General features: G+C 57.7%; 18 protein-coding genes and 2 pseudogenes. 5 read left to right on the forward strand and 15 right to left on the reverse strand.

The window, feature by feature from the left end:
- From B3349_RS04995 to B3349_RS05035, 9 genes and pseudogenes are all read right to left on the reverse strand, one after another.
- Positions 1-370 (reverse strand): annotated as a pseudogene (locus B3349_RS04995) (transglutaminase family protein); the annotation flags it as partial.
- A gap of 184 nt (positions 371-554) precedes the next feature.
- Complete coding sequence (locus B3349_RS05000) at positions 555-713, reverse strand: hypothetical protein (protein ID WP_291586925.1); 159 nt, start codon at positions 711-713, stop codon at positions 555-557.
- A 118-nt stretch (positions 714-831) separates the two neighbouring features.
- Positions 832-957 carry a hypothetical protein gene (locus B3349_RS05005; protein WP_291586927.1) on the reverse strand — a complete coding sequence of 42 codons (126 nt, stop codon included), beginning with the start codon at positions 955-957 and terminating at the stop codon, positions 832-834.
- Positions 958-1069: 112 nt separating this feature from the next.
- A complete protein-coding gene (locus B3349_RS05010; RefSeq protein WP_291586929.1) occupies positions 1070-1282 on the reverse strand; it encodes a hypothetical protein in 213 nt (70 codons plus the stop codon).
- A 709-nt stretch (positions 1283-1991) separates the two neighbouring features.
- The gene (locus tag B3349_RS05015; RefSeq protein ID WP_291586931.1) at positions 1992-2276 is read right to left on the reverse strand and encodes an H-NS histone family protein; all 285 of its coding nucleotides are present in this window, start codon (positions 2274-2276) and stop codon (positions 1992-1994) included.
- A gap of 251 nt (positions 2277-2527) precedes the next feature.
- Positions 2528-3440 (reverse strand): annotated as a pseudogene (locus tag B3349_RS05020) (IS481 family transposase).
- A gap of 308 nt (positions 3441-3748) precedes the next feature.
- On the reverse strand, positions 3749-4042 hold the full coding sequence (locus B3349_RS05025) for a hypothetical protein (protein ID WP_291586933.1): 294 nt from the start codon (positions 4040-4042) through the stop codon (positions 3749-3751).
- 117 nt (positions 4043-4159) lie between these two features.
- Positions 4160-4342: a hypothetical protein gene (locus tag B3349_RS05030; protein WP_291586935.1), complete on the reverse strand. Its 183-nt coding sequence runs from the start codon at positions 4340-4342 to the stop codon at positions 4160-4162.
- Between the two features lie 186 nt (positions 4343-4528).
- Positions 4529-4813 (reverse strand): hypothetical protein, encoded by a 285-nt coding sequence (locus tag B3349_RS05035; protein WP_291586936.1) that lies wholly within the window; start codon positions 4811-4813, stop codon positions 4529-4531.
- Positions 4814-5011: 198 nt separating this feature from the next.
- Here B3349_RS05035 and B3349_RS05040 point away from each other — a divergent pair, with 198 nt between their 5' ends.
- The 4 genes from B3349_RS05040 to B3349_RS05055 all read left to right on the forward strand — a co-directional run bounded on the left by B3349_RS05040 (position 5012) and on the right by B3349_RS05055 (position 8075).
- A complete protein-coding gene (locus tag B3349_RS05040; protein ID WP_291586938.1) occupies positions 5012-5644 on the forward strand; it encodes a phage regulatory CII family protein in 633 nt (210 codons plus the stop codon).
- A gap of 45 nt (positions 5645-5689) precedes the next feature.
- Entirely contained in the window at positions 5690-5893 is a 204-nt protein-coding gene (locus B3349_RS05045) for a phage tail assembly chaperone (RefSeq protein ID WP_291586940.1), read from the forward strand.
- Between the two features lie 92 nt (positions 5894-5985).
- Positions 5986-6111, forward strand: a complete 126-nt coding sequence (locus B3349_RS20655) for a DUF1799 domain-containing protein (RefSeq protein ID WP_414646853.1) — start codon at positions 5986-5988, stop codon at positions 6109-6111.
- 383 nt (positions 6112-6494) lie between these two features.
- Positions 6495-8075, forward strand: a complete 1581-nt coding sequence (locus B3349_RS05055) for a methyl-accepting chemotaxis protein (RefSeq protein ID WP_291587234.1) — start codon at positions 6495-6497, stop codon at positions 8073-8075.
- A gap of 6 nt (positions 8076-8081) precedes the next feature.
- On the opposite strand, the gene B3349_RS05060 is transcribed toward B3349_RS05055, so the two are convergent.
- The 5 genes from B3349_RS05060 to B3349_RS05080 form a co-directional block, all read right to left on the reverse strand.
- Positions 8082-8894 (reverse strand): IS5 family transposase, encoded by an 813-nt coding sequence (locus B3349_RS05060; RefSeq protein ID WP_291587236.1) that lies wholly within the window; start codon positions 8892-8894, stop codon positions 8082-8084.
- A gap of 223 nt (positions 8895-9117) precedes the next feature.
- Complete coding sequence (locus tag B3349_RS05065; protein WP_291586942.1) at positions 9118-9651, reverse strand: hypothetical protein; 534 nt, start codon at positions 9649-9651, stop codon at positions 9118-9120.
- 100 nt (positions 9652-9751) lie between these two features.
- Positions 9752-11194: an EAL domain-containing protein gene (locus B3349_RS05070; RefSeq protein ID WP_291586945.1), complete on the reverse strand. Its 1443-nt coding sequence runs from the start codon at positions 11192-11194 to the stop codon at positions 9752-9754.
- Between the two features lie 598 nt (positions 11195-11792).
- The gene (locus B3349_RS05075; RefSeq protein WP_291586948.1) at positions 11793-13538 is read right to left on the reverse strand and encodes a methyl-accepting chemotaxis protein; all 1746 of its coding nucleotides are present in this window, start codon (positions 13536-13538) and stop codon (positions 11793-11795) included.
- Between the two features lie 27 nt (positions 13539-13565).
- Positions 13566-14045: a chemotaxis protein CheW gene (locus B3349_RS05080; RefSeq protein WP_291586950.1), complete on the reverse strand. Its 480-nt coding sequence runs from the start codon at positions 14043-14045 to the stop codon at positions 13566-13568.
- Between the two features lie 889 nt (positions 14046-14934).
- Here B3349_RS05080 and B3349_RS05085 point away from each other — a divergent pair.
- Complete coding sequence (locus tag B3349_RS05085) at positions 14935-17397, forward strand: YgiQ family radical SAM protein (RefSeq protein ID WP_291586952.1); 2463 nt, start codon at positions 14935-14937, stop codon at positions 17395-17397.
- 115 nt (positions 17398-17512) lie between these two features.
- On the opposite strand, the gene B3349_RS05090 is transcribed toward B3349_RS05085, so the two are convergent.
- Positions 17513-19966, reverse strand: coding sequence for a putative bifunctional diguanylate cyclase/phosphodiesterase (locus B3349_RS05090; protein WP_291586954.1), 2454 nt, complete (start codon positions 19964-19966; stop codon positions 17513-17515).
- Between the last annotated feature and the right edge of the window lie 12 nt (positions 19967-19978).

Genomic DNA, 19978 nt, shown 5'->3' on the forward strand with positions numbered 1-19978 from the left:
CCACCGCGTAGTTCGACAGGCGGTCGGACTGGCAATAGCGGCTGGGGTAGATGAAGTGCAACACCTCCAGCGGCAGCAAGTGCACGGGCACTTCGACAATGTGCATCGGGTCGTCCAGGTGGTGGGAGATTTCCACGGTGGCCTGGTACTGCACGCGCAGCGGCCCGGGTTGCGCATGCAGGCGCAGGCAGCGCTGGCCCACGTTCTGGCTTTGCTGCACATCCCATGTGGCGCCAGTCTGGCTGATGGTGAGGTTTTCATACGGCACCACCTGGTGGGGGGTGCAGGCTGCGTGGATGTAAAAGAAAAAATCTGCGCCCGGTGGCTGCACGGTGTACGCCAATTCAAGCTGCAGCTGGAGTCTGATCATGCTCGTCTCCGGCAACCTGAAAGTTAGGGGATTCGTGTCGCTGACGAAATGCTCCGTATCGCGCTGATCAGGCTGGATTGCCATCAGTGACCAAAGCGGGAGCCAGTTTGTGCGCGCTGCATCTAAGCGGAAATTCACAAAACCACATGTGCAGCGTCATTTCAACATCACTTGCCGAACTTTTTCAGCCTTGCTGCTTCTCTTTTACGCCAGGCTCTTTTTCTCTGTCACCTTGCTGCCGCTCAACTTTTTCATGCGGCTCAGGCGCATCCTGTCTCACAGGTGCAGGCGGCACTGGCGGTGCGACAGGCTCGGTTTTTAGCGGTGTTTGGGTATCGGTCATTTTTTGCCTTCACGTTTTCCTTGAAGATCAAAAGCCCGCATTTAGCGGGCTCCGTTAACTACTGGTCTTGAAGACCGTGTAGTGACCCCGAAAACCGAGGCGTTGGCAACTTGATTGCTTACTTGTGCTGCTCACTTGGCTTTTGAACTGGCTGACCTTGTTGAGGAGTCTTCGGGGAGGACTGCTCGGCTTGGCCGGGCTTTTTGCTCGGGGTTTGGCCGGGCTGCTGGTTGGATTGCGTCATTTGGACTTCCTTAGCCTTTAGCAGCGCATCAGGATGACTTGCTGCATCTTCACAATGAGGCTTTATGGATAACCACGCTGTACCAATGCGTTACGACCCCTACCATTGAGGATCAATAGTCCTCTTCCGCAGTTTTTTCGCGCTGGACTGTGCGGACCTTTTTTATGGTCACTTTGGGTTGTTTGCTCGGGTCCAAAAGCTTGGCCAGCACATGCCAGTTCGGTTCGAAAACATAGGTGTTGCTCGCAGTCGTGTGTCTGTCAAAGTCTGGTAGTTGGGGCTTTCTGTCGCCTAAATAGGCTGCAGATTTTGAGAGGGTTGACATTTTGACCTCCGGTCTGTCAAGACGAATCGGGGCCGATCGCCTTTCTTCAGGGTACTCTTTTTAGCCTTCAAAAACCGCCCGGAGACAAAACTTAAATTTCCAGGTGCTTAGCCCCGCATGCACCCGGTGCAGATGTCTCGTTTTTCGCCTCGATGTCACGCAAGCCGCACTGCCGTCCCAGAGCTTCCTGGTGTGTCGCCCCTGTTTTCTGCCGCCTGCTGGCCGTCCTTGATGTACCCTGAGAGCCCGCCATGCACGGAGCATCGTGACAGCGACAAGCGGCAATTGCCCCCTTGAGCACATGCGTCAGAGACTGCATGGCTGATCTGAGGAATACTGGAAATGTCGGGATAGATTGGTCAAAAGCGCCCAAACTTGCGCGCTGGTGGGCCATCCATAAGGATGGTCTGGCGCACTGGTTTTGCGAGCCAGACATCGCTTTTTATTCAAGCTTTTGGTTTACGGATGCGGTCCCCCCTCCTGCGTTCAGCTACTGCGGGGACTACAAAAAATCTTTGACACCGCGTCCGGAACGCTGCAGCAAAATTTAGCTATTTCCCGCGTAGTTGTAAGACCGAATCATCTCGGTGAGTGGTCGTGTAGCTGTCAGTTGGAAATTGGGCATGTGCCAATCCACGGCAAGCATTAGTCATCAGCAAAAGACGCAAAAAAGCCCGCGAATTGCGGGCTGTGCTGGATAGATGTGCGCTTAAATCGCAAACGCTGCGCGGTCTTGGTTCGCAATCCACTTTGGCGGCTTGCCGCGGCCAGTCCAGGTAGCGCCGGTGGCGGGGTCGCGGTACTTGGGGGCCACAGTTCCACGGGCACCGGTTGCGGCCTTCTTGCCACCAAACACATCATCAGCAGTCAGGCCGAATTGCGCGACCAACTCACGCGCTTGGGTCACAGCGTGGGTCAGTTCGGTTTTGCGCGCCTCGGCAATCTTGGCTTCCAGTTCGGCTTTTTGTTGAAGAAGGCTTTGGTAGGTGCTCATGGTGTTGATCCCTTAGTTTGAGAGTTTGCAGTTGCCGTTTGAAAGATGCGCGTATGTCCCGCGCTTGGGTCTTGCCTTGTGTGCTTTTTCCGAAGAGACAGCATCCATATAGTAATTCTCAATATTATTTATATTACTTTAGATTTCTGAAATGTAGAACACTTCCAGTGAAATTGTTCACCAAATCAGAGCATCCGCGTTGGCCGGTGCTCTGGTTTGCCCCGGGTTGCCTCGGGCGAAAGGTTGCTGGATTAGGTGTTGAGTCTCAGGAGGTTGTTCATGGCCGGTATACGGCTCATGGGAGGCTGGTGGTTGGGGGCGGAGTGTGGCCTGAGCCAGTTGTAGTGGTCAACGAAGGGCTGCAATGCGGCTTGCCGCTGCGCTGAGCTTTCGCAGGCACGGGCGTAAGCCCACTCGCGCAGGCTGATCTGCACGAAGCGCTCGGCCTTGCCATTGATCTGTGGGGTGTAGGGCCGGGTGCGGATGTGGCGTATGCCCAGCTCGTCGCAGGCAGCTTTGAAGGCGTTCTTGTACCCCGTCCCGTTGTCGGTCATGACGCGCTCGATCTTCACGCCCATGCCCGCATACCAGGCTACGGCCTCGCGCAGGAACTGCACGCAACTGGCGGCCGTCTCATCGGGCTTGATCGCGGCGAAGGACACTCGCGAGTGATCGTCGATGGCCAGGTGCACCGTATCCCAGCCGATGCCCCGGTTGCGGCTCGTCCTGTCGCCCGTGATTCGGTGACCGATGCCCTGGATGCGTCCGAGCCACTTGGTGTCGATGTGCAGCAGCTCGCCGGGGGCAGCCCGCTCGTAGCGGATCACCGGCACGGGCGGCAGCAGGGCCTGGAGCCTGCTCAAGCCCATGCGCGCCATGTGGCGCGCAACCGTCGCCAGGCTGCGACCTGACTCCTTTGCAATCCGCCACAGCGGCACACGCTCGCGGCGGCGCTGCTCTAACCGATGGAGCTGCTCGGGATCGCAGGCGCTCGGGCCACGCCAAGGCCTGCTGCTTTGAATCGCGCCAGCCACTTGTAGCCGTGCGCTCGTTGACTCCCGCCGCACTGCTGGCATCCCTGACCTTGCAGCCCTCGTGCAAGACCCTGTAGACCAACAGGGCTCGACCTCGCGGCGTCAATGCCGCATGCTTATGGCTGTCCATCCGTCTTCCTTTGCTGAGTTGCGATGGCCTGGTAACCACAGCTTTCCAGAGCAGGGACGGATGAACAACCTATTAAGACTTCACATCTAGCCACGGCTATTGCTGCGTGTGCTGCTCGCTGGTTCGGCATGGCTGATTCCCACATTGCATTTCGGCACCACGCAGTCCACGTTGCTCGCGAGGCAGGCTCACCCAAGGCGGGCCTTCTGGCCGCAGCCATGGATTTGCGTGAGCGACTGGCCCAAAGCCCGGATGGTCGGCAAGCCCTGCGTGATCTAGGTTTTGAGCCATGAGTGATCAGTCTGCAATCACGACAAAGGCTCTCGCTGAGGCTGTGATGCAAGCATCTCCGCGTCGAGTTTTGCCGCCGTTTCTGGGAAATGACGATGCAATGCGGTTCGCAGGCCCTGGATCAGGCTGGCGACTTCATGCGGCTCCATCCAAATCTCTGGAAGCGCTTCAACTGGGTGATGGCCAGCCTCGTCCTGGCGGTGAACCTCGAGAGTGAGGCGATACATGTCGATGAACCGCCCCTCTCCCTCGTTTGCAGAGCCCGTCGCAATGACCACCTCGTCTAACGAGTGCACGAATTCACTCGTCATGCCCGCCCTCTCTGGTGATGGTTGTGTAGGAACTCCCATCGTAGCCCGGGGCAGGGCGGGCACCCATTCCAAGCCAAACGCCAAGGAGGTGAGCCATGGCTGACCTGTACGCCGCTGCTACAGCTTCTCGCGCCGCGCAATTTCGCTGTCCACCCGCTGAATGCCCTCTAGAAGCATGAAGTACGCCTCTTCGAACGCATTCGCAACGATGGCTGGTGTGAATTCGCTGTGCTCGTCTTCGAGGTTCGACAGCAGCGCCGCGGCAAGCGTCGCAGTTGGACCTATCAATTCCTGTTTCATGTCCGCTCTCTCTGGCGTTGGTTGTGTAGGAACTTCCATCGTAGCCCATGGCCGGGCGGGCACCCGTTCCACGCCAAACGCAGAGGAGACCCCCATGGCTGACCCTTACCGCTTTGATGACTCCATTCCTGATGCTCTGCAGGGGCTGGGCACTGCGACGTGGGTATCGCGCCTTCAGCTTGTTTGTTATGGGGAAGCGTGGTCGGAAGGAGGCTGCTGTAGCGATGTCTTCGCACTTGCGCTCTGCTGCCCCCGAAGCGTCTCGAGCATGTGAAGGGCGCGGTCCTTCTCGGTCTGCATCAGATCCAGATACGAATTGCTGACCCCGGTGGGCATGTGCATGTTCTCCCAGGATTCGAATCTGATTGCCACGTCCTTGCTAATCTCTTCCGCAGGGATTCGGGCCAAGAGGCTCATCACCAGTAGCCGTAATCCATCGATCTGCGCCTGCAGCTCTTCTGGTTTTGTCATGTGCGCTCTCCCTTGGGGTGGTTGTATAGGCAGCACCAGCATAGCCCAGTGCCGAGCGGACACCCCTACACATCGCGCTGGCCCAGCGCGATCGCACGGAGCGCGCGTGCCTCAATCCTTCCAAGCCACTTCTCAGCCCGTTCAAGGGCTGCTTGCATCTGCTCTGATGTCAGCGCTTCGGGCTTGGGTGGTTGTGGCTTGGGTTCCATCTCTATCTTTCTTCGTTGGGCCAAGTGTCGGATCGACTCCGTTTGGCAGCAACGTCCGTTTTTCTGGAGCCCGGACATGAACTCCCTTGATGGATTGCGGCGCATGGTTGCCAACTACCCTGGAGGCCGGGCAGCTTTGGCTGTGCGCCTGGGTAAATCTGATGAGGTGCTGCGCAAAGAGCTGAGCAGAGCCTCTGCCCACCACAAGATGGGCCTGGCGGATGCTGAGCAAATTGCCGAGATGGGCCGCGAGGTTGGCAGCCCTGAGGTCCACACCCTGGGCACGGTGTTTCCCTTCAAGGCGCGTGTGCTCTCGCTGCCGGTGATGGACGTGGGGGAGGGCGGCTTGTGCCTGTCCAGGACCTCGGCCCGCGCTGTCCACGAGGCCGTTGATGTGCTGCTGGCGGTGACGCGTTCCAATGCCGACGGAAACATCAGCGACAACGAAAAGCGCGAGGTGTTGACCGAGATTGGCCAGGCGGTGTCTGCATTGCAGGCCGTGGTCGCCGCGCTGAAGGCCGAGCATGCGGCCGACAACCGCAGCCGCGTGGAGCAGTGTCATGAACTACTACCCGTTCCATATTGGCGACTTCCGCAGCGGCACCATGCACCTCACCAATGAGGAGGCGCACTGAAATCCATCCGTGCTGAAGCTAAGCCGGATGACGTGGAATTCAGCTTTGCAGGCCTGGTCAGCAATGGCGTGAACGAAGCTGCTGGCCTGATCCTGAAAGCTGTAACAGCCTGGGATATGGAAGATGCGATGACCGTGGAAAACATTGTCGAGCTGGAAGACATCCTGCCGGGCACCATCTCTGCCACGCTGAACAAGATCGATGGGGCTCTGTTCCAGGGCCGCCTGGGAAACTGAAGGCCATCGCTCGCGCCCTGTTTGAGCCACCGGTTACGCAGGCTGAGGCGCGCAGCGAGGGCTTCGAGCTAGAGGACTACGAAACGGAGGTCGTGGAGCTCTGGGCGGACAACACCCAGGTCTACGAGCTGTTCATGCGCGTCTGCACGCGCTGGAGGCTGCCGCCCATGGGCTGCAGTGGGAGGCCATCTACCCGCTCATCGACCGGCTTGGGCTAGAAGATGAAGCTTGGAACGACCTCCACGAATTGGTGATGTCGTTGGAGAGCTTTGCGCTGGAGGTGATGCGGGAGTTTGCGCCGAAATCTGATGAGAAGACTATCTATCAGTGCGTTGGAGCAGCTCGAAGTGACCGGCTGTTCGGGTGGGATGAGGCCAAGAATTGACGCGGAGTCTTGAGCGGAATTCCTAGCCTAAGTATATTTTTTTGCGCAGCATTCTCGAGATGCGCACTAAAGGATGGCGCACATTCCTTTGCATTGCAGGAAAGATGTTTTGCTTGGCAGTAGGGTTCTCAACTGATCTTGATCTGCATCATTTCCCTTACCATCTGTACGGAAGCTACTTTCCATACCAGGATGTGATCAAGGGAGGTGATGATCTTGGGACTCTTAAATATAAAAATTGGAAAACGCTTGGCGTTTTCTTTCGGCTTGGTATTGGTAATTACTGCGGTTATATCTGCCATAGGCGTTTGGCGTTTGCAGGAGCTGGAGAACGTAACTCAACAGCTGACGCAAATAGATAATGAAAGAGTCAAAGCCACATCGGATTGGCGTCAAACAGTTGAACTGAACTGGGTGCGTACGCGAGCGGCAGTCACAACGACTGACAGGCGCCACTTTGACGCTTTGCTTGCGGAAATGGACAAGACGTCACAAACAACGAATGCTGCTCGTACTGTTGTGGAGCGATTGATTCGTACAGATGCTGGCCGGGAATTGGTTGCAGCGATCGATAAAGCCCGCGAAGCTTATCGTGGTCCCAGAAGCGATCTCCTGAAGCGCAAGGCGAATGGGGAAGATGTCACTGACGACCTTGATAAAGTGATTGCGCCTCTTGCCGAAGCATATAACAAGTCGCTTCAAGATTTTGAAGCACGGCAGCAGATGCTATATGAGCGGACGAGAGATGAAGCTACCGCACAAGCCAAGCAAGGCCGGATCATCATCATCGTCTGTGCCGTGATTGCATTAGTGATTGGCGCTTTCGCGGCGAGAATGCTCAGCCTTTCCGTGACACGTCCTCTGCAGGTTGCAGTCCGAAGTGCAGAAAATATTGCGAATGGCGATCTGACACAGCCCATTCATTTTGAAGGCCGTGACGAGACTGCTGAACTCCTTAAAGCGCTGCAGAATATGCAGGCCAAATTGGCTGATGTAGTTGCAGGCGTACGCTCTAATGCAGAAAGCGTGGCCACTGCAAGTGCACAAATTGCGCAAGGAAACAGCGATCTGTCTACTCGCACTGAAAGCCAAGCGAGTGCGTTGGAAGAGACCGCTGCTTCGATGGAGGAGCTTGGATCGACCGTGCGTCAGAATGCCGATAACGCACACCAAGCGAATCAGCTTGCCCTGCAAGCGTCCACAGTGGCTGCACAGGGCGGAGAAGTCGTGGCCCAGGTCGTCGATACGATGAAAGGTATCAATGACAGTAGCCAGAAAATCTCCGACATCATTGGAGTGATCGACAGCATTGCCTTCCAGACCAACATCCTGGCACTGAACGCCGCGGTGGAAGCGGCCCGCGCTGGCGAGCAAGGCCGTGGCTTTGCGGTGGTGGCTTCTGAGGTGCGTTCGCTGGCTGGCCGCAGTGCGGAAGCAGCCAAAGAGATCAAGCAACTGATTTCCGCCAGCGTAAACCAAGTGGCGAAAGGCTCCCAGCTGGTGGATCAAGCGGGCACTACGATGACGGAGGTGGTCAGCGCCATTCGGCGAGTCACTGACATCATGGGCGAGATAAGCGCTGCAAGCAATGAGCAGAGCCAAGGCGTAGCTCAAGTCGGGGAAGCCGTCATGCAAATGGATCATACGACCCAGCAAAATGCCGCTTTGGTCGAGGAGAGCGCCGCCGCCGCGGGAAGCTTGAATTCTCAAGCTAGCCAGCTGGTAGGTGCAGTTTCCGTGTTTCGATTACCAGGAGGCCAGACGCTGCAGCTGCTAAGTGCTGACCGTCAAGGTTAAGAGTAGCTAACACCACCGATCCGCGAAGCGCGCACAGGTGAGCGCTGCCGCCAATTTCAGCAGCGCTTCGTGGATATCCAGCCTTCTTTCAAAGCGGATTCGCAGCTTGCCAAAGCCTGCAAACCATCCGAGCGTCTTGTCCACTACCCAGCGCTGCTTGCCCAGCCGCTCGCTACTTTCAAGGCCCCGTCTGGCTATCCGGCTGGCGATGCCCCGTTGCCTCAGGTGCTGGCGGCAACGCTTGTCGTCATAGTCCTTGTCGGCGTGCAGCTTCGATGGTCTTTTGCGGACACGTCCTGGCAAACCGCCAATTGCTGGAATCGCGTCTACACACCTCTCGAACATCTTGGAGTCGTGCCGGTTCGCCCCGCTGACCAGGATCACCAGGGGAATGCCTCTGGCATCTACCACGATGTGTCGATTGGACTGAGCTTGCCTCTGTCCGTGGGGTTGGGGACCGTTTCCTGACCCCCCCCCCGGGGGGCTTGGCGCTGAGAAGCCATCAATGCTGGCCCGGCTCCAGTCGATCTGGTTATGTTCACGCAAGCGGATCAGCATGGCTTGGTGCAACTGCTCCCAGACACCAGCGGCATTCCAGTCGCGCAGGTGCCGCCAGCAAGTCATGCCGCTGCCATACCCAAGGGATTGGGGACGGTCTTCCCATGGAATGCCTGTTTGCAGCACAAACAGGATGCCGTTGAGGGCGGCTTCATCGCTGACTGTGAGCTTGCGCGCACCGCCTTTGGCAGAAGGCACGAAGGCTGGGATCAGGGGTTGCAGTTGTCGCCACAGTTCGTTGCTTGTGGGACGTCGTGCCATGAGGGCAGCGAGCATCACTGCTCTGTGGTGGCCTCTGGCCAAGTGGTGTTAGCCACTCTTAGGTCGACTGCAGTGCCTGCTCAGGGTTCTCAAGCGTTCGGAAAGACATCGCTGCTGCCGCTGGGGGCATTGGTTGCCACACCTGGGCGTATCCAGGTTTGCGCCAATGAAGCCCTCAGATGCCAAGCTAGGCCGGCGCAAGGGTAATGCAAGAAAAGTGGCATCAAAGACGGATGTCTTTGGTGGAGCCGGATTTTATTTGCTTGAAGAACTTGATCTTTAGCTCATCCAGGCGGCTGATTGCCTTGGTTGATCCGGTCAAGTCAAAGCGCATCACGGTAAAAGATCCACTCTGCACTGGCATGGCAAAAGAGAGTATTCCAGATGACTCTGTCACCACAGCCGTCGCATCGTCAAACGGTGAAATGACATAGCGGTGATATTTTGTGCCGGATATTTCATAGGCGCCTGCGCAGTGCGCCGTGAATTGACTGGATCCGCTCGATGAATTGCCCAGCATGGGCGAAGATTCACCTCTCTTGCACGGTATATTGGGAGAGAGAATCATCCAGAAGCAGCCTTCTGCATCCTCTGCGCATACCTGCCCAAATGCATTGTCGCTGTCATTCGAAGTCAACGCCATGGGCGGGTTCCCATCGTTCGCCCCGAATACGCGCCATTTGCCAAAATAGTCATTTGCAGCGTTGGCATTGGCAGCAATCGAAAACAGTATTGCAGCATAGAGTGTTTTATTCATTTCTATCTTATTAATAATTTTGATTGAAACCTGCATCTGTGGAATATATGGTTTTTGAAATCGAATGATGTTCCCTAAGAAAGGTGTTATCCATTTCAGATCAAACTGACTTCATCTGCTCTGTGACTTCTGGCGCCGGTTTGGGGTGGCCAAACAGGAAACCTTGAAACTGAGAGTATCCGATGTCAATGAGCATTTCGTGCTGGCTGTGCTCTTCCACGCCCTCGACAATGGCTTCCATCTCTAACAGTTCGGATATTTCGAAAATCTTCTTCAGCAGATTGATGGAGGATTCATTGGACTTGGCATCTCGAATAAATTGCTTGTCTATTTTTATCTTTTGCACCGGCAATTTTTTGATTATGGACAATGATGAGAATCCAGAGCCGAAATCATCAAGGGCCCATTTGATGCCAAAATCTTTTAGTTGTTGGATTTTAAAAATTGCTTCCTCGGCATCGATGATCAAGGCCGACTCCGTCAGCTCAAGTTCTAGCAGGTCAGGCCTTATCCCGAAGTCTTGAACTACCTCGATGACGGCAGCGACGAAATCTTCATCGGCAAGCTGCACGGGACTCACATTGACAGCCACATATTTGTCTTTGAGCACAGGGTCTTTCGACCATTCCTTCAGCAGGCTACAGGACTGGCGCAACACCTCCAGACCAATGTCACGAATAACCAGACTCTCTTCGGCCAATGGAATGAATTTATCAGGAGATAAAAGCCCTCGTTCTGGATGGCTCCATCTCACCAGTGCCTCTGCTCCCAGAGTGCTACCTTCTGCATTAACCTGAACTTGGTAGTGGACCACTATTTCATTTTTTACCACGGCTTGGGCCAGGCTGAATGCGAGATCAACTTTCTCGTTTAAGTTTTTGATATATATTCTTATTATGGATGCCAGTATTAACGTGGAAAATGTGTAGTTGCTTACGCAGCCTATCATTCTGATATTTTCAGGCGGTGAGAAACTGGACGAATCTATATCAAAAAGTCCTACTCCGAAAGCGGCAAAAAGTACTAGGCAAAATCTGGGGAAAATAATTCCCATGTATTTGTCTTTGGGGTTAAATATAAAGACAACCCCAATAGCGAGCGGCAAGAAAAATACATGGGCAGAGCGTGGGATATTTTCAAGAGGGCTGTCTATCAAAGAGATAAGTGTCACTATCAACAAGAGTGCATGCGCCATCCCTGCCAGATATGCGTAGCTGAAATTTCTTGCGGAATAATATGAGCATAGGCCCACGAGAAAAAGCCCAACAAAGATCAGCGCCAGATCATTTCTGGAATATAAAAAATAACACGCAGCCCAGAATATTCCCAAAACTGTGCATACAATGGTATTGAGCTGTAAAAGCAGTTTGATTTTTATGACTTTATCGCTTTGGGGAAATTTTTTCCCCAACCACTCTACCTCTCGGTAGTGGGAGGCTTTTGTATTATATTTATTCGTCAACGTACTTGCGCCTTGTAAAATTAAAGCAGTTGATATTTCATTAAAACAATAATGATTATTATAAATTACAATTTGTTTCAATGCATTTGCTTTTAACTATAATTATTTTTGTTTTGATAGTTTATGATCAATATGGAGAATTGATTTTATTAATTAATGACCGGATGAAAATTTCATTAATTCTATCAAGATGCGAGATCCGTAGATTTTCTCATGGTGCGTGCAATAAAAAATGAATAGATGTCGATCATTCTTGCTTGAAACAGCCATGAAAAGGAAGGCTGGATGCCATCGGCGGCAGCAGATTGCTGGAAATGGGTATGTCGATGGGGAAGGCTGAAAAGGGGCGATCCAGGACCTGGTCGTGCCCATAAGTAGCGCTGATGATGGACAGGCCAGCCTGGCTGTTGGGGGGGGAGCTTGCGAAACCCTTGGGCGCCCGCAGACCTGCCGAGTGCTTGCGGACGCGGGTGCAATTCCCGCCAGCTGCGGGGGCACAACGCTCAAGGGCGTTCACTGGTGTCCAGTGAGCGCCCTTTGTCTTGGGTGAGCCATCGTGCAACACCCTGCATCCGAGGGCGTTGGCGCCCATGGTGCCGATGGAAGCGGATCGGCGTCAAGCGCCGGGAGCATGGGGCTTCTGGCGGATCTCAATGCAAGGCGACGGTGGTGGTGGTGCTTAGAAGCTTTCCCACTCGTCGGTGGCGTCTGCGGTTTTGGCCAATGCAGGGGGCTTGGCGGGTGCGGTGGGCACTGCTGGTGCGCTGCCCTCGATCTTGAAGGGGGCAGGGCGCGCTGCAGGGGCCGGCTTACGGGCTTGGGGGGCCGGGCGTGGTGCTGCGCTGGATGGCGTGGTAGTCGCCGAAGCCTTGGTGGCCTGGGCTTCGCTGGGGTGGAGTTTGAAAACGGCGACGGCCTGCACCAGGTCCTGTGCCTGGCCATGCAGGCTGTTGGCAGCGGCCGACATTTCTTCCACCAGGGCGGCATTCTGCTGCGTGGCATGGTCCATCTGGGTGACGGCATCGCCGACCTGGATGACGCCGGCGCTTTGTTCCGAGCTGGCGGCGCTGATTTCGCCCATGATGTCCGTGACGCGGCGGATGCTGCTCACCACTTCGTTCATGGTCGAGCCGGCCTGATCGACCAAGGCCGTGCCTTGTTCCACGCGCTGCACGCTGGCGGTGATGAGTTCCTTGATTTCCTTGGCAGCTTCGGCGCTGCGGCCGGCCAAGGTGCGCACTTCACCAGCCACCACGGCAAAGCCACGGCCTTGCTCGCCTGCACGGGCTGCTTCGACGGCGGCATTGAGCGCCAGGATGTTGGTCTGGAAGGCGATGCCGTCGATGACGCTGATGATGTCGGCAATCTTGGTACTGGATTGGCTGATGCCCTTCATGGTGTCCACGACCTGGGCCACCACCTGACCGCCTTGCACGGCCACGCTGGATGCGCTTTGGGCCAGTTGGTTGGCCTGGCGGGCATTGTCGGCGTTCTGCTTGACGGTGGAGCCCAGTTGTTCCATGGAGGCCGCCGTTTCCTCCAGGGCACTGGCCTGGCTTTCGGTGCGGGCCGACAGGTCGAGGTTGCCCTGGGCAATTTCGGAGCTGGCAGTGGCCACGCTGTCCGAGCCCTGGCGGACGGTGCGCACCACGCCCGACAGGTTGTTTTGCATGTCGCGCAAGGCTGCCATCAACTGGCCGATTTCATCGCTGCTGGTGATGCGCACTTCCTGGCTCAGGTCGCCTGCGCCAATGCGTTGGGCGGTAGCGCGCGCGTTGTCGATGCCAGAGGCAATGCCGCGCGACAGGCGGCGACTGATGAACACTGCAACGACGATGGCCAGCACCACCAGCGCAGCGCCCATCTGGTAGAGCTGCTGGAACATGGTCTTGACTTCCACCTCGGCTGTGGAGACGTTGCTGACTTCCGCATCGACCAGCACCTGGATGGCATCGACGTAGGCCGTGGTGGCGGGAATGAAGCGGTTTTGGACGAATGCTTGAATCGTCTGGTTGTCCGCCGTGGCCTTCATCTGGTTCACCTCATCGCGGGTGCTCAACCAGACCTTGCGGACATCCACGACCTTGTCGGCAAGCTGTTTGGATTGTGGGTTGCGGACTTTTTCGAAGAATGCGCTTTGCTTGGCATTGGTCTCGCGGGTGGTTGCGGCCATGGACTCCTTGAAGAAGTCCAGCATGGCCGTGCCATCGGAATAGGCGACAGCCAGAGAGCGTGCCGAGTTCTGGCGCACGTCGCCCTGCCAGGCACTGGCGATCTTTAGCAGTTCGGCCGAGCGCTCCATGCGCACGGTGGCCTGGGAAATCATTTCCACACGCCAGGCCGTGGCGGCGGACAGCAGCAGCAAGATGGCAATCACGAGCGTAAAGCCCAGATTAAGCTGGCTGGAAATTTTGAGGTTTTTCATGGTATGGCGACGAGTCTGTTCTTGTAGTTATGCGTTGGCTGGCGTCAGGCTGCTCAAGCCCATGTCCGCACTGGTGATGAGCTTCTCGATGTCCATGAGAATCAGCATGCGGGCCTGATCGGCCTGTTCCACCGTGGCAATACCCATGATGTGCTGCGAGGACACGGCGCCATTGAACTCCGGTGCAGGCTTGATGTCTTGCGCTTGCAAAGCCACAACGTCCTGCACCGCATCCACGACCATGCCAATCACCCGGTCCGCCACATTCAAAACGATGGTGACGGTTTGGCTGCCGTAGTGCACATCGGTCATGCCGAATTTGATACGCATGTCCAGCACCGGAACAATCACACCCCGCAAATTCAATACGCCCAGAATGAAGGTGGGGGCATTGGCCAGGCGGGTGGAGGGCTCATAGCCGCGAATTTCCTGGACTTTCAGGATATCGATGCCGTACTGCTCTTCTCCCAGCTGGAAGCTTAAAAATTCATTGTTGTTGGATTTCATGTCTCTGTGTGGTTGGGTTTATTGTTTGCACACAGAAGTATCCCCGCACCGGGCGGTGTGAGAGCGGCGGATCAAAGAAGAAAAGGCGGCCCAATATGGCCCATGCGTGGTGTATGCGTGGACCGCCTCTCACCGCCGCCATGGTCATGGATGGTGTTTCCTCCATGAAAAAGGCTTGTTGATCCACAGCGCCAAATAGCAGGTGGCGCCAAGTTTTGCTTCTTTTGCTTCTGCGTGCAAAAGCCGAGAGGCTACGGTATCCATGGAGCGCCATTGCGCATATTCCAGATGAATAAACTGTAACTTTCAGGCGATCAATTTTTGGCTATTGCCACAGGCCCTGGCGATGCCATTTTCTAAGAACAGTCCACTGAATGGCTGCGTAGCGCCGCCATGGAATCTGGTGCGTGCGCTTTGCTTCGATATGGTTGCTTTCCCCGGCTGGCTGCCGCAGCCAACTACTCGGCCATGCTGCGGCCGCAAGGGACGCATGAACCAGGATGGCTGGATCAGCGTTCCGGGGCGCGACGACTGGGGGTCAAGGAGGGCGGTCTGACCGTGTGGGTAAGCCCCCGGCGCCCGGGGCATAGGGCCTTGCCTGCAGAGTGTGCGAAATCACATTAAAATTCCAGCAGTGGTCGCAGGTTTGCACGCTTGGCTGTGCGGACGCGGGTTGATTCCCGTTTGCGCCACCATTTCACAAAGCGCCACACAGCGTATTCGCTGGCGTGGCGTTTTTCATTGGCTGCTGCGCTGTCTGTGCCAACAGTACGGGCACCGGCCAAGGCAGTGGCCATGTATGTAGGGTGTGATACACCCACAGCAGCTATGGCAGCTGTTGATACGTACACTGTCAGGTTACGCGCCTGCTCCCCCACGGATTCGCACCATGAACGCCCCCATCGACGTCTCATTTTTTGAACGCGCAGCCAAGCCGCTGACCAGCTACAAACCGTACTGGGCCAAACGCTTTGGCCCGGCGCCGTTTCTGCCCATGAGCCGTGCGGAAATGGACCAGCTCGGCTGGGACAGCTGCGACGTGATTCTGGTCACTGGCGATGCCTATGTGGACCATCCCAGCTTTGGCATGGCCGTCATCGGCCGTGTGCTGGAGGCGCAAGGCTTTCGTGTGGGCATCATTGCCCAGCCGGACTGGACCAGTGCCGAGGCGTTCAAGGCCCTGGGCAAGCCCAATCTGTTCTGGGGCGTGACAGCGGGCAATATGGATTCGATGATCAATCGTTACACGGCTGATCGCAAAATTCGCAGCGACGATGCCTACACCCCGGGTGATGTGGCCGGCAAGCGCCCGGACCGGGCCGCCATCGTCTACTGCCAGCGCTGCCGCGAAGCCTACAAGGATGTGCCTGTGGTGCTGGGCGGCATCGAAGGGTCGCTGCGCCGCATTGCCCACTACGACTACTGGAGCGACAAGGTTCGCCGCTCCATCGTGGTGGACAGCAAGTGCGACATCCTGCTCTACGGCAATGCCGAGCGCGCGCTGGTGGAAGTGGCACACCGCATTGCCGCGCGGGAGCCGGTGGAGCAGATCACCGATGTGCGTGGGACCTCGTTCTTCCGCCGCGCGTCCGAAGCGGGCTGGTTCGAGGTGGATTCGACCACGGTGGACGAGCCGGGCGAGGTCGAGCCCCATATCAATCCGTACATGACGACCAGCGAGCAGGCCGAGGCGCAAGGCCAGAGCTGCTCCAAGGAAGAGGCGGCTGCCGGAAATGCCGCTGGCAGCGCGGTTTCTGCCTGTGCCAGCGGTGCCGGCGACGCCCCATCGGTCGCCAGCGTGCAGCCGATCCAGTTCGTTCCCAATCTGTCGCTGCGCAGCAAGTCCAAGTTGCCTCCGCGGGACCGTACCGTGCTGCGTCTGCCCAGCTACGAAGAGGTCAAGAGCGACCCGATTCTGTATGCCCACGCCAACCGTGTGCTGCACCTGGAGACCAACCCCGGCAATGCCCGCGCGCTGGTCCAGGCCCATGGTGAGGGCACGACGGCCCGCGATGTGTGGATGAACCCACCCCCGATTCCGCTGACCACGGCCGAGATGGACTGGGTCTTCGGGCTGCCCTATGCACGCAGCCCGCATCCGGCCTATGCGGATGAGGGCGGCAGCCACGAAGGCACGACCAAGATTCCCGCCTGGGAGATGATCCGCACCTCGGTGAACATCATGCGCGGCTGCTTTGGCGGCTGTACGTTCTGCTCGATCACCGAACACGAAGGCCGCATCATCCAGAGCCGTTCGGAAGACTCCATCATCCAGGAGCTCGAGGAGATCCGCGACAAGGTCAAGGGTTTCACGGGCACCATTTCGGATCTGGGTGGTCCCACCGCCAATATGTACCGCCTGGGCTGCCGCGATCCCAAGATCGAGGCAGCCTGCCGCAAGCCGAGTTGCGTGTTCCCGGGTATCTGTCCGAACCTGCACACCGACCACGGCCCGCTGATCAAGATCTACCGCCGTGCGCGCAAGCTGCCCGGCATCAAGAAGATCCTGATCGGCTCCGGCTTGCGCTACGACCTGGCAGTCAAGTCGCCCGAGTACGTCAAGGAATTGGTTCAGCACCATGTGGGCGGCTATCTGAAGATTGCGCCTGAGCACACGGAGCAGGGGCCGCTGGGCAAGATGATGAAGCCCGGTATTGGCAGCTATGACAAGTTCAAGCAGCTGTTTGAAAAGTACAGCGAAGAGGCCGGAAAAAAGCAGTTCCTGATTCCCTATTTCATTGCAGCCCACCCGGGCACCAGTGATGAAGACATGATGAATTTGGCCATCTGGCTCAAGAAGAATGGTTTCCGCGCCGACCAGGTGCAGACCTTCTATCCCAGCCCCATGGCCACGGCCACGGCCATGTACCACAGCGGCCGCAATACCTTGACCCGTGTGCGCCGCCAGATGCGTGACGAGGCCGAAGAGCGCGTGGACATCGTGCGCGGTGAAAAGCGCCGTCGCCTGCACAAGGCCTTTTTGCGCTACCACGATCCGAACAACTGGCCGCTGCTGCGCGAGGCGCTCAAGGCCATGGGCCGCGCCGACCTGATCGGCAACGGCAAGCAGCACCTGATCCCGACCTTCCAGCCGCTGGTGGATGGCAGCTACCAGAGTGCACGCAAGAAAAACAGCACGGCCACCAAAGGCGGCGGTGCAGGGCTGGGCTACACCACCAACAAGGATGGCAAGGTCGTGGCCGTGCGCCAGCGTGTGCACAATGCCCAGGAGCCCCAGGGTGACGTGCGCTTCCGCCGTGCCGAGCCCAAACCGGGGCGCATGCTCACCCAACACACCGGCCTGCCACCGCGCCCCGGCGTGGGCAAATCGCTGGGCGGCAAAAAACGCTGAGTGAAGTAAAAGCCGCTTTCTGGAAAGAGAAGCGGCTTTTTTGTGGGAGAGTGGGCCGGTAGACTGGATACGGCGGTGGGCGCTGGCGACGCAGTCACCGCGCCAGCACAGCGCGTTACGGCGTGTCCTGGGGGGCTGTGCCGAAACGTTTGGCGCCTTGCGTGCTGGCTGCAGCGAAATATTCGTAGTTCCACGGCATGGGTTTGGCAATGCAGAAACCTTGTCCGTAGTCGACCCCCATTTTGCGCAGCGCATCGATGGTGGCCTCGTTTTCCACAAACTCGGCCACCGTGCGCTTGCCCATCATGTGGCCGATCTGGTTGATCATCTCCACCATCGCGAAATTGGAGGGGTTTTCCAGCATGTCATGCACAAAGCCGCCATCGATCTTCAGATAGTCCACGGGCAGGCGCTTGAGGTAGTTAAAGCTGGACATGCCGGCGCCAAAATCGTCCAGCGAGAAACGGCAGCCCAGGGCCTTCAACTCGGTAATCAGGCGGATGGCATTGTCCAGGTTGGCAATGGCGCTGGTTTCGGTGATTTCAAAGCACAGAATCTGCGGCGGAACGTGGAATTCCTCGATCTGCTGCTGGAGAAAGCCCAGCAGGGATTCATCGCCCAGGCTCATGCCCGACAGGTTGATGGCGCAGGTGTGTATATCGCGCAGCTGTTTGGGGTAGCGTGCCAGGGTGTGCAGCGCATGCGTGACCACCCACCGGTCCAGTGCCGGCATCAGACCGTAACGTTCGGCCGCGGGGATGAAGTTGCCGGGCGGAATGATCTGCCCGTGTTCATCGGTCATGCGCAGCAGCACTTCAAAGTGCAGGCCGTGCTCGGCCCTGGTCTGCAGGGGCGCCAGGGTCTGGGCGAACAGGCAAAAGCGGTTCTGGTCCAGCGCGGTACGGATGCGTTCCACCCAGTCCATCTCGCCCATGTAGCGCTTGAAGGCATGGTCTTCGTGCTCGTAGGCCAGGACTTTGTTGCGGCCGCTTTCCTTGGCGCGCAGACAGGCCATATCGGCCATGCGCAGCAGATCCTGGGCGCAGGCATCCACACCGCTGATATGCACCATGCCGATGCTGACGCCGGTGCGCAGAATGCGCGTGCCCCACTGCAGGTGCAGGCTCTGGATGGCATGGCGCAATTTCTCTGCAACCGCACTGGCCTGCTCCGGCGGGTAGTCGTGCAGCAGCACGGCAAACTCATCGCCGCCCAGGCGGGCCACGGAGTCGCTGTCGCGCGTCAGGCGGCTGATGCAGTGACAGACTTCACGCAGTACTTCGTCGCCCGCCGTATAGCCTGAGGTATCGTTGATCAGCTTGAACTGGTCCAGGTCCAGGTGCAGCAGGGTGGCCGGGCGGGACTGGTTCCGCGGCACGCTGAGCAGGCGTTCCAGGCGGGTGCGGAATTCGCTGCGGTTCTCCAGCCCGGTCAGCGTGTCGTGGCGGGACTGCCAGTTCAGCTGGTGCATGAAGTTCTGCTCGCGCGTGACGTCGTGCAGCACCAGCACGGCGCCAGCCAGCTGGCCTTCTTGCTGGATGGGAGAGCCCATCAGCTTGACGGCCAGTTGCTGCTGGTCATTGCTGCGACGTATCCAGCGTACGGCCTCATCGCGGAAGGGGTGGGGGGACTCCATCAGGCGCACAAACACCGGATCGCGGCCTTCCAGTTCGGTGCGCTCGAACACCAGCACCTTCTCCAGGGCCTGCCCGAGCAGGATGTCGGCGGGCTGGCCCAGCAGGATTTCTGCCGCAGGATTGGCATAGACGATCAGCCCCTGGTCGTTCAGCGTGAGCACGCCATCGCCCAGTGCCGCCAGCGTGGTGTAGCCGCGCTCGCGTTCGGAATGCAAGGCGTTTTCCACCGTGTGGCTTTGCGTCAGCAGCTTGTTCACAAACCACAGAATGGCCGAAATCAGCAGCAGCGCCGTGCCGAAGTTGATGGCCAGCAGCACCTGGGTGATCCTGCGGGAATGCACCCCCAGTGAGTCGCTGAAGGCCTGACTCAAGGGTGCAATGCTGGCGTCGATGTGGCTGATTTCCAGATGCCATGCCCTGCGTTGCAGCAGATCGATATTGCGCGGGTTGGTGGTGCGGGCATTGCGGATTTCCATCGACAGCGTGACCAGCTGGTCCAAATAGGTGTCCGCAGCGCGCCACAGGCCTATCGTCTTGCGCATCCATTCCATGTCCCAGGTGAGCCGCAGAATGTCTGTAGCAGTGCTGATGTCGTCGCTGTGGACTTCTCCGCGCAGCAGTCCTTCACGCACCTGCTGGGTGTTGGTGGGGGAACGGTCCAGGGCCAGCCTGGCCAGCCGGTCCCCGAGGGGAATCTCCAGCGCCTGGCGGAATTGCTGGTACGCCTCTTCATCGCCCTGGGCGGCGTAGCGATCCAGGTAGAGGATGGCGTCTTTCTGGGCCTTGGACCAAGTGCTCTCGCCTGCCACGATGATGCGCGTGCCCGACAGCAGGTAAATGCTCGCGGTTGCCAGCAGCAATTGCAGACAAATGGCCAGCACAAAAGGCCAGGTGCGGGCCAGGAGACTGCGTGCTTGGCTCCGGATGATCATGGGTGGGTGCGG

Origin of the sequence: Comamonas sp. UBA7528 (genome assembly GCF_002479375.1) — a bacterium.
Classification (GTDB): Bacteria; Pseudomonadota; Gammaproteobacteria; order Burkholderiales; family Burkholderiaceae_C; genus Comamonas.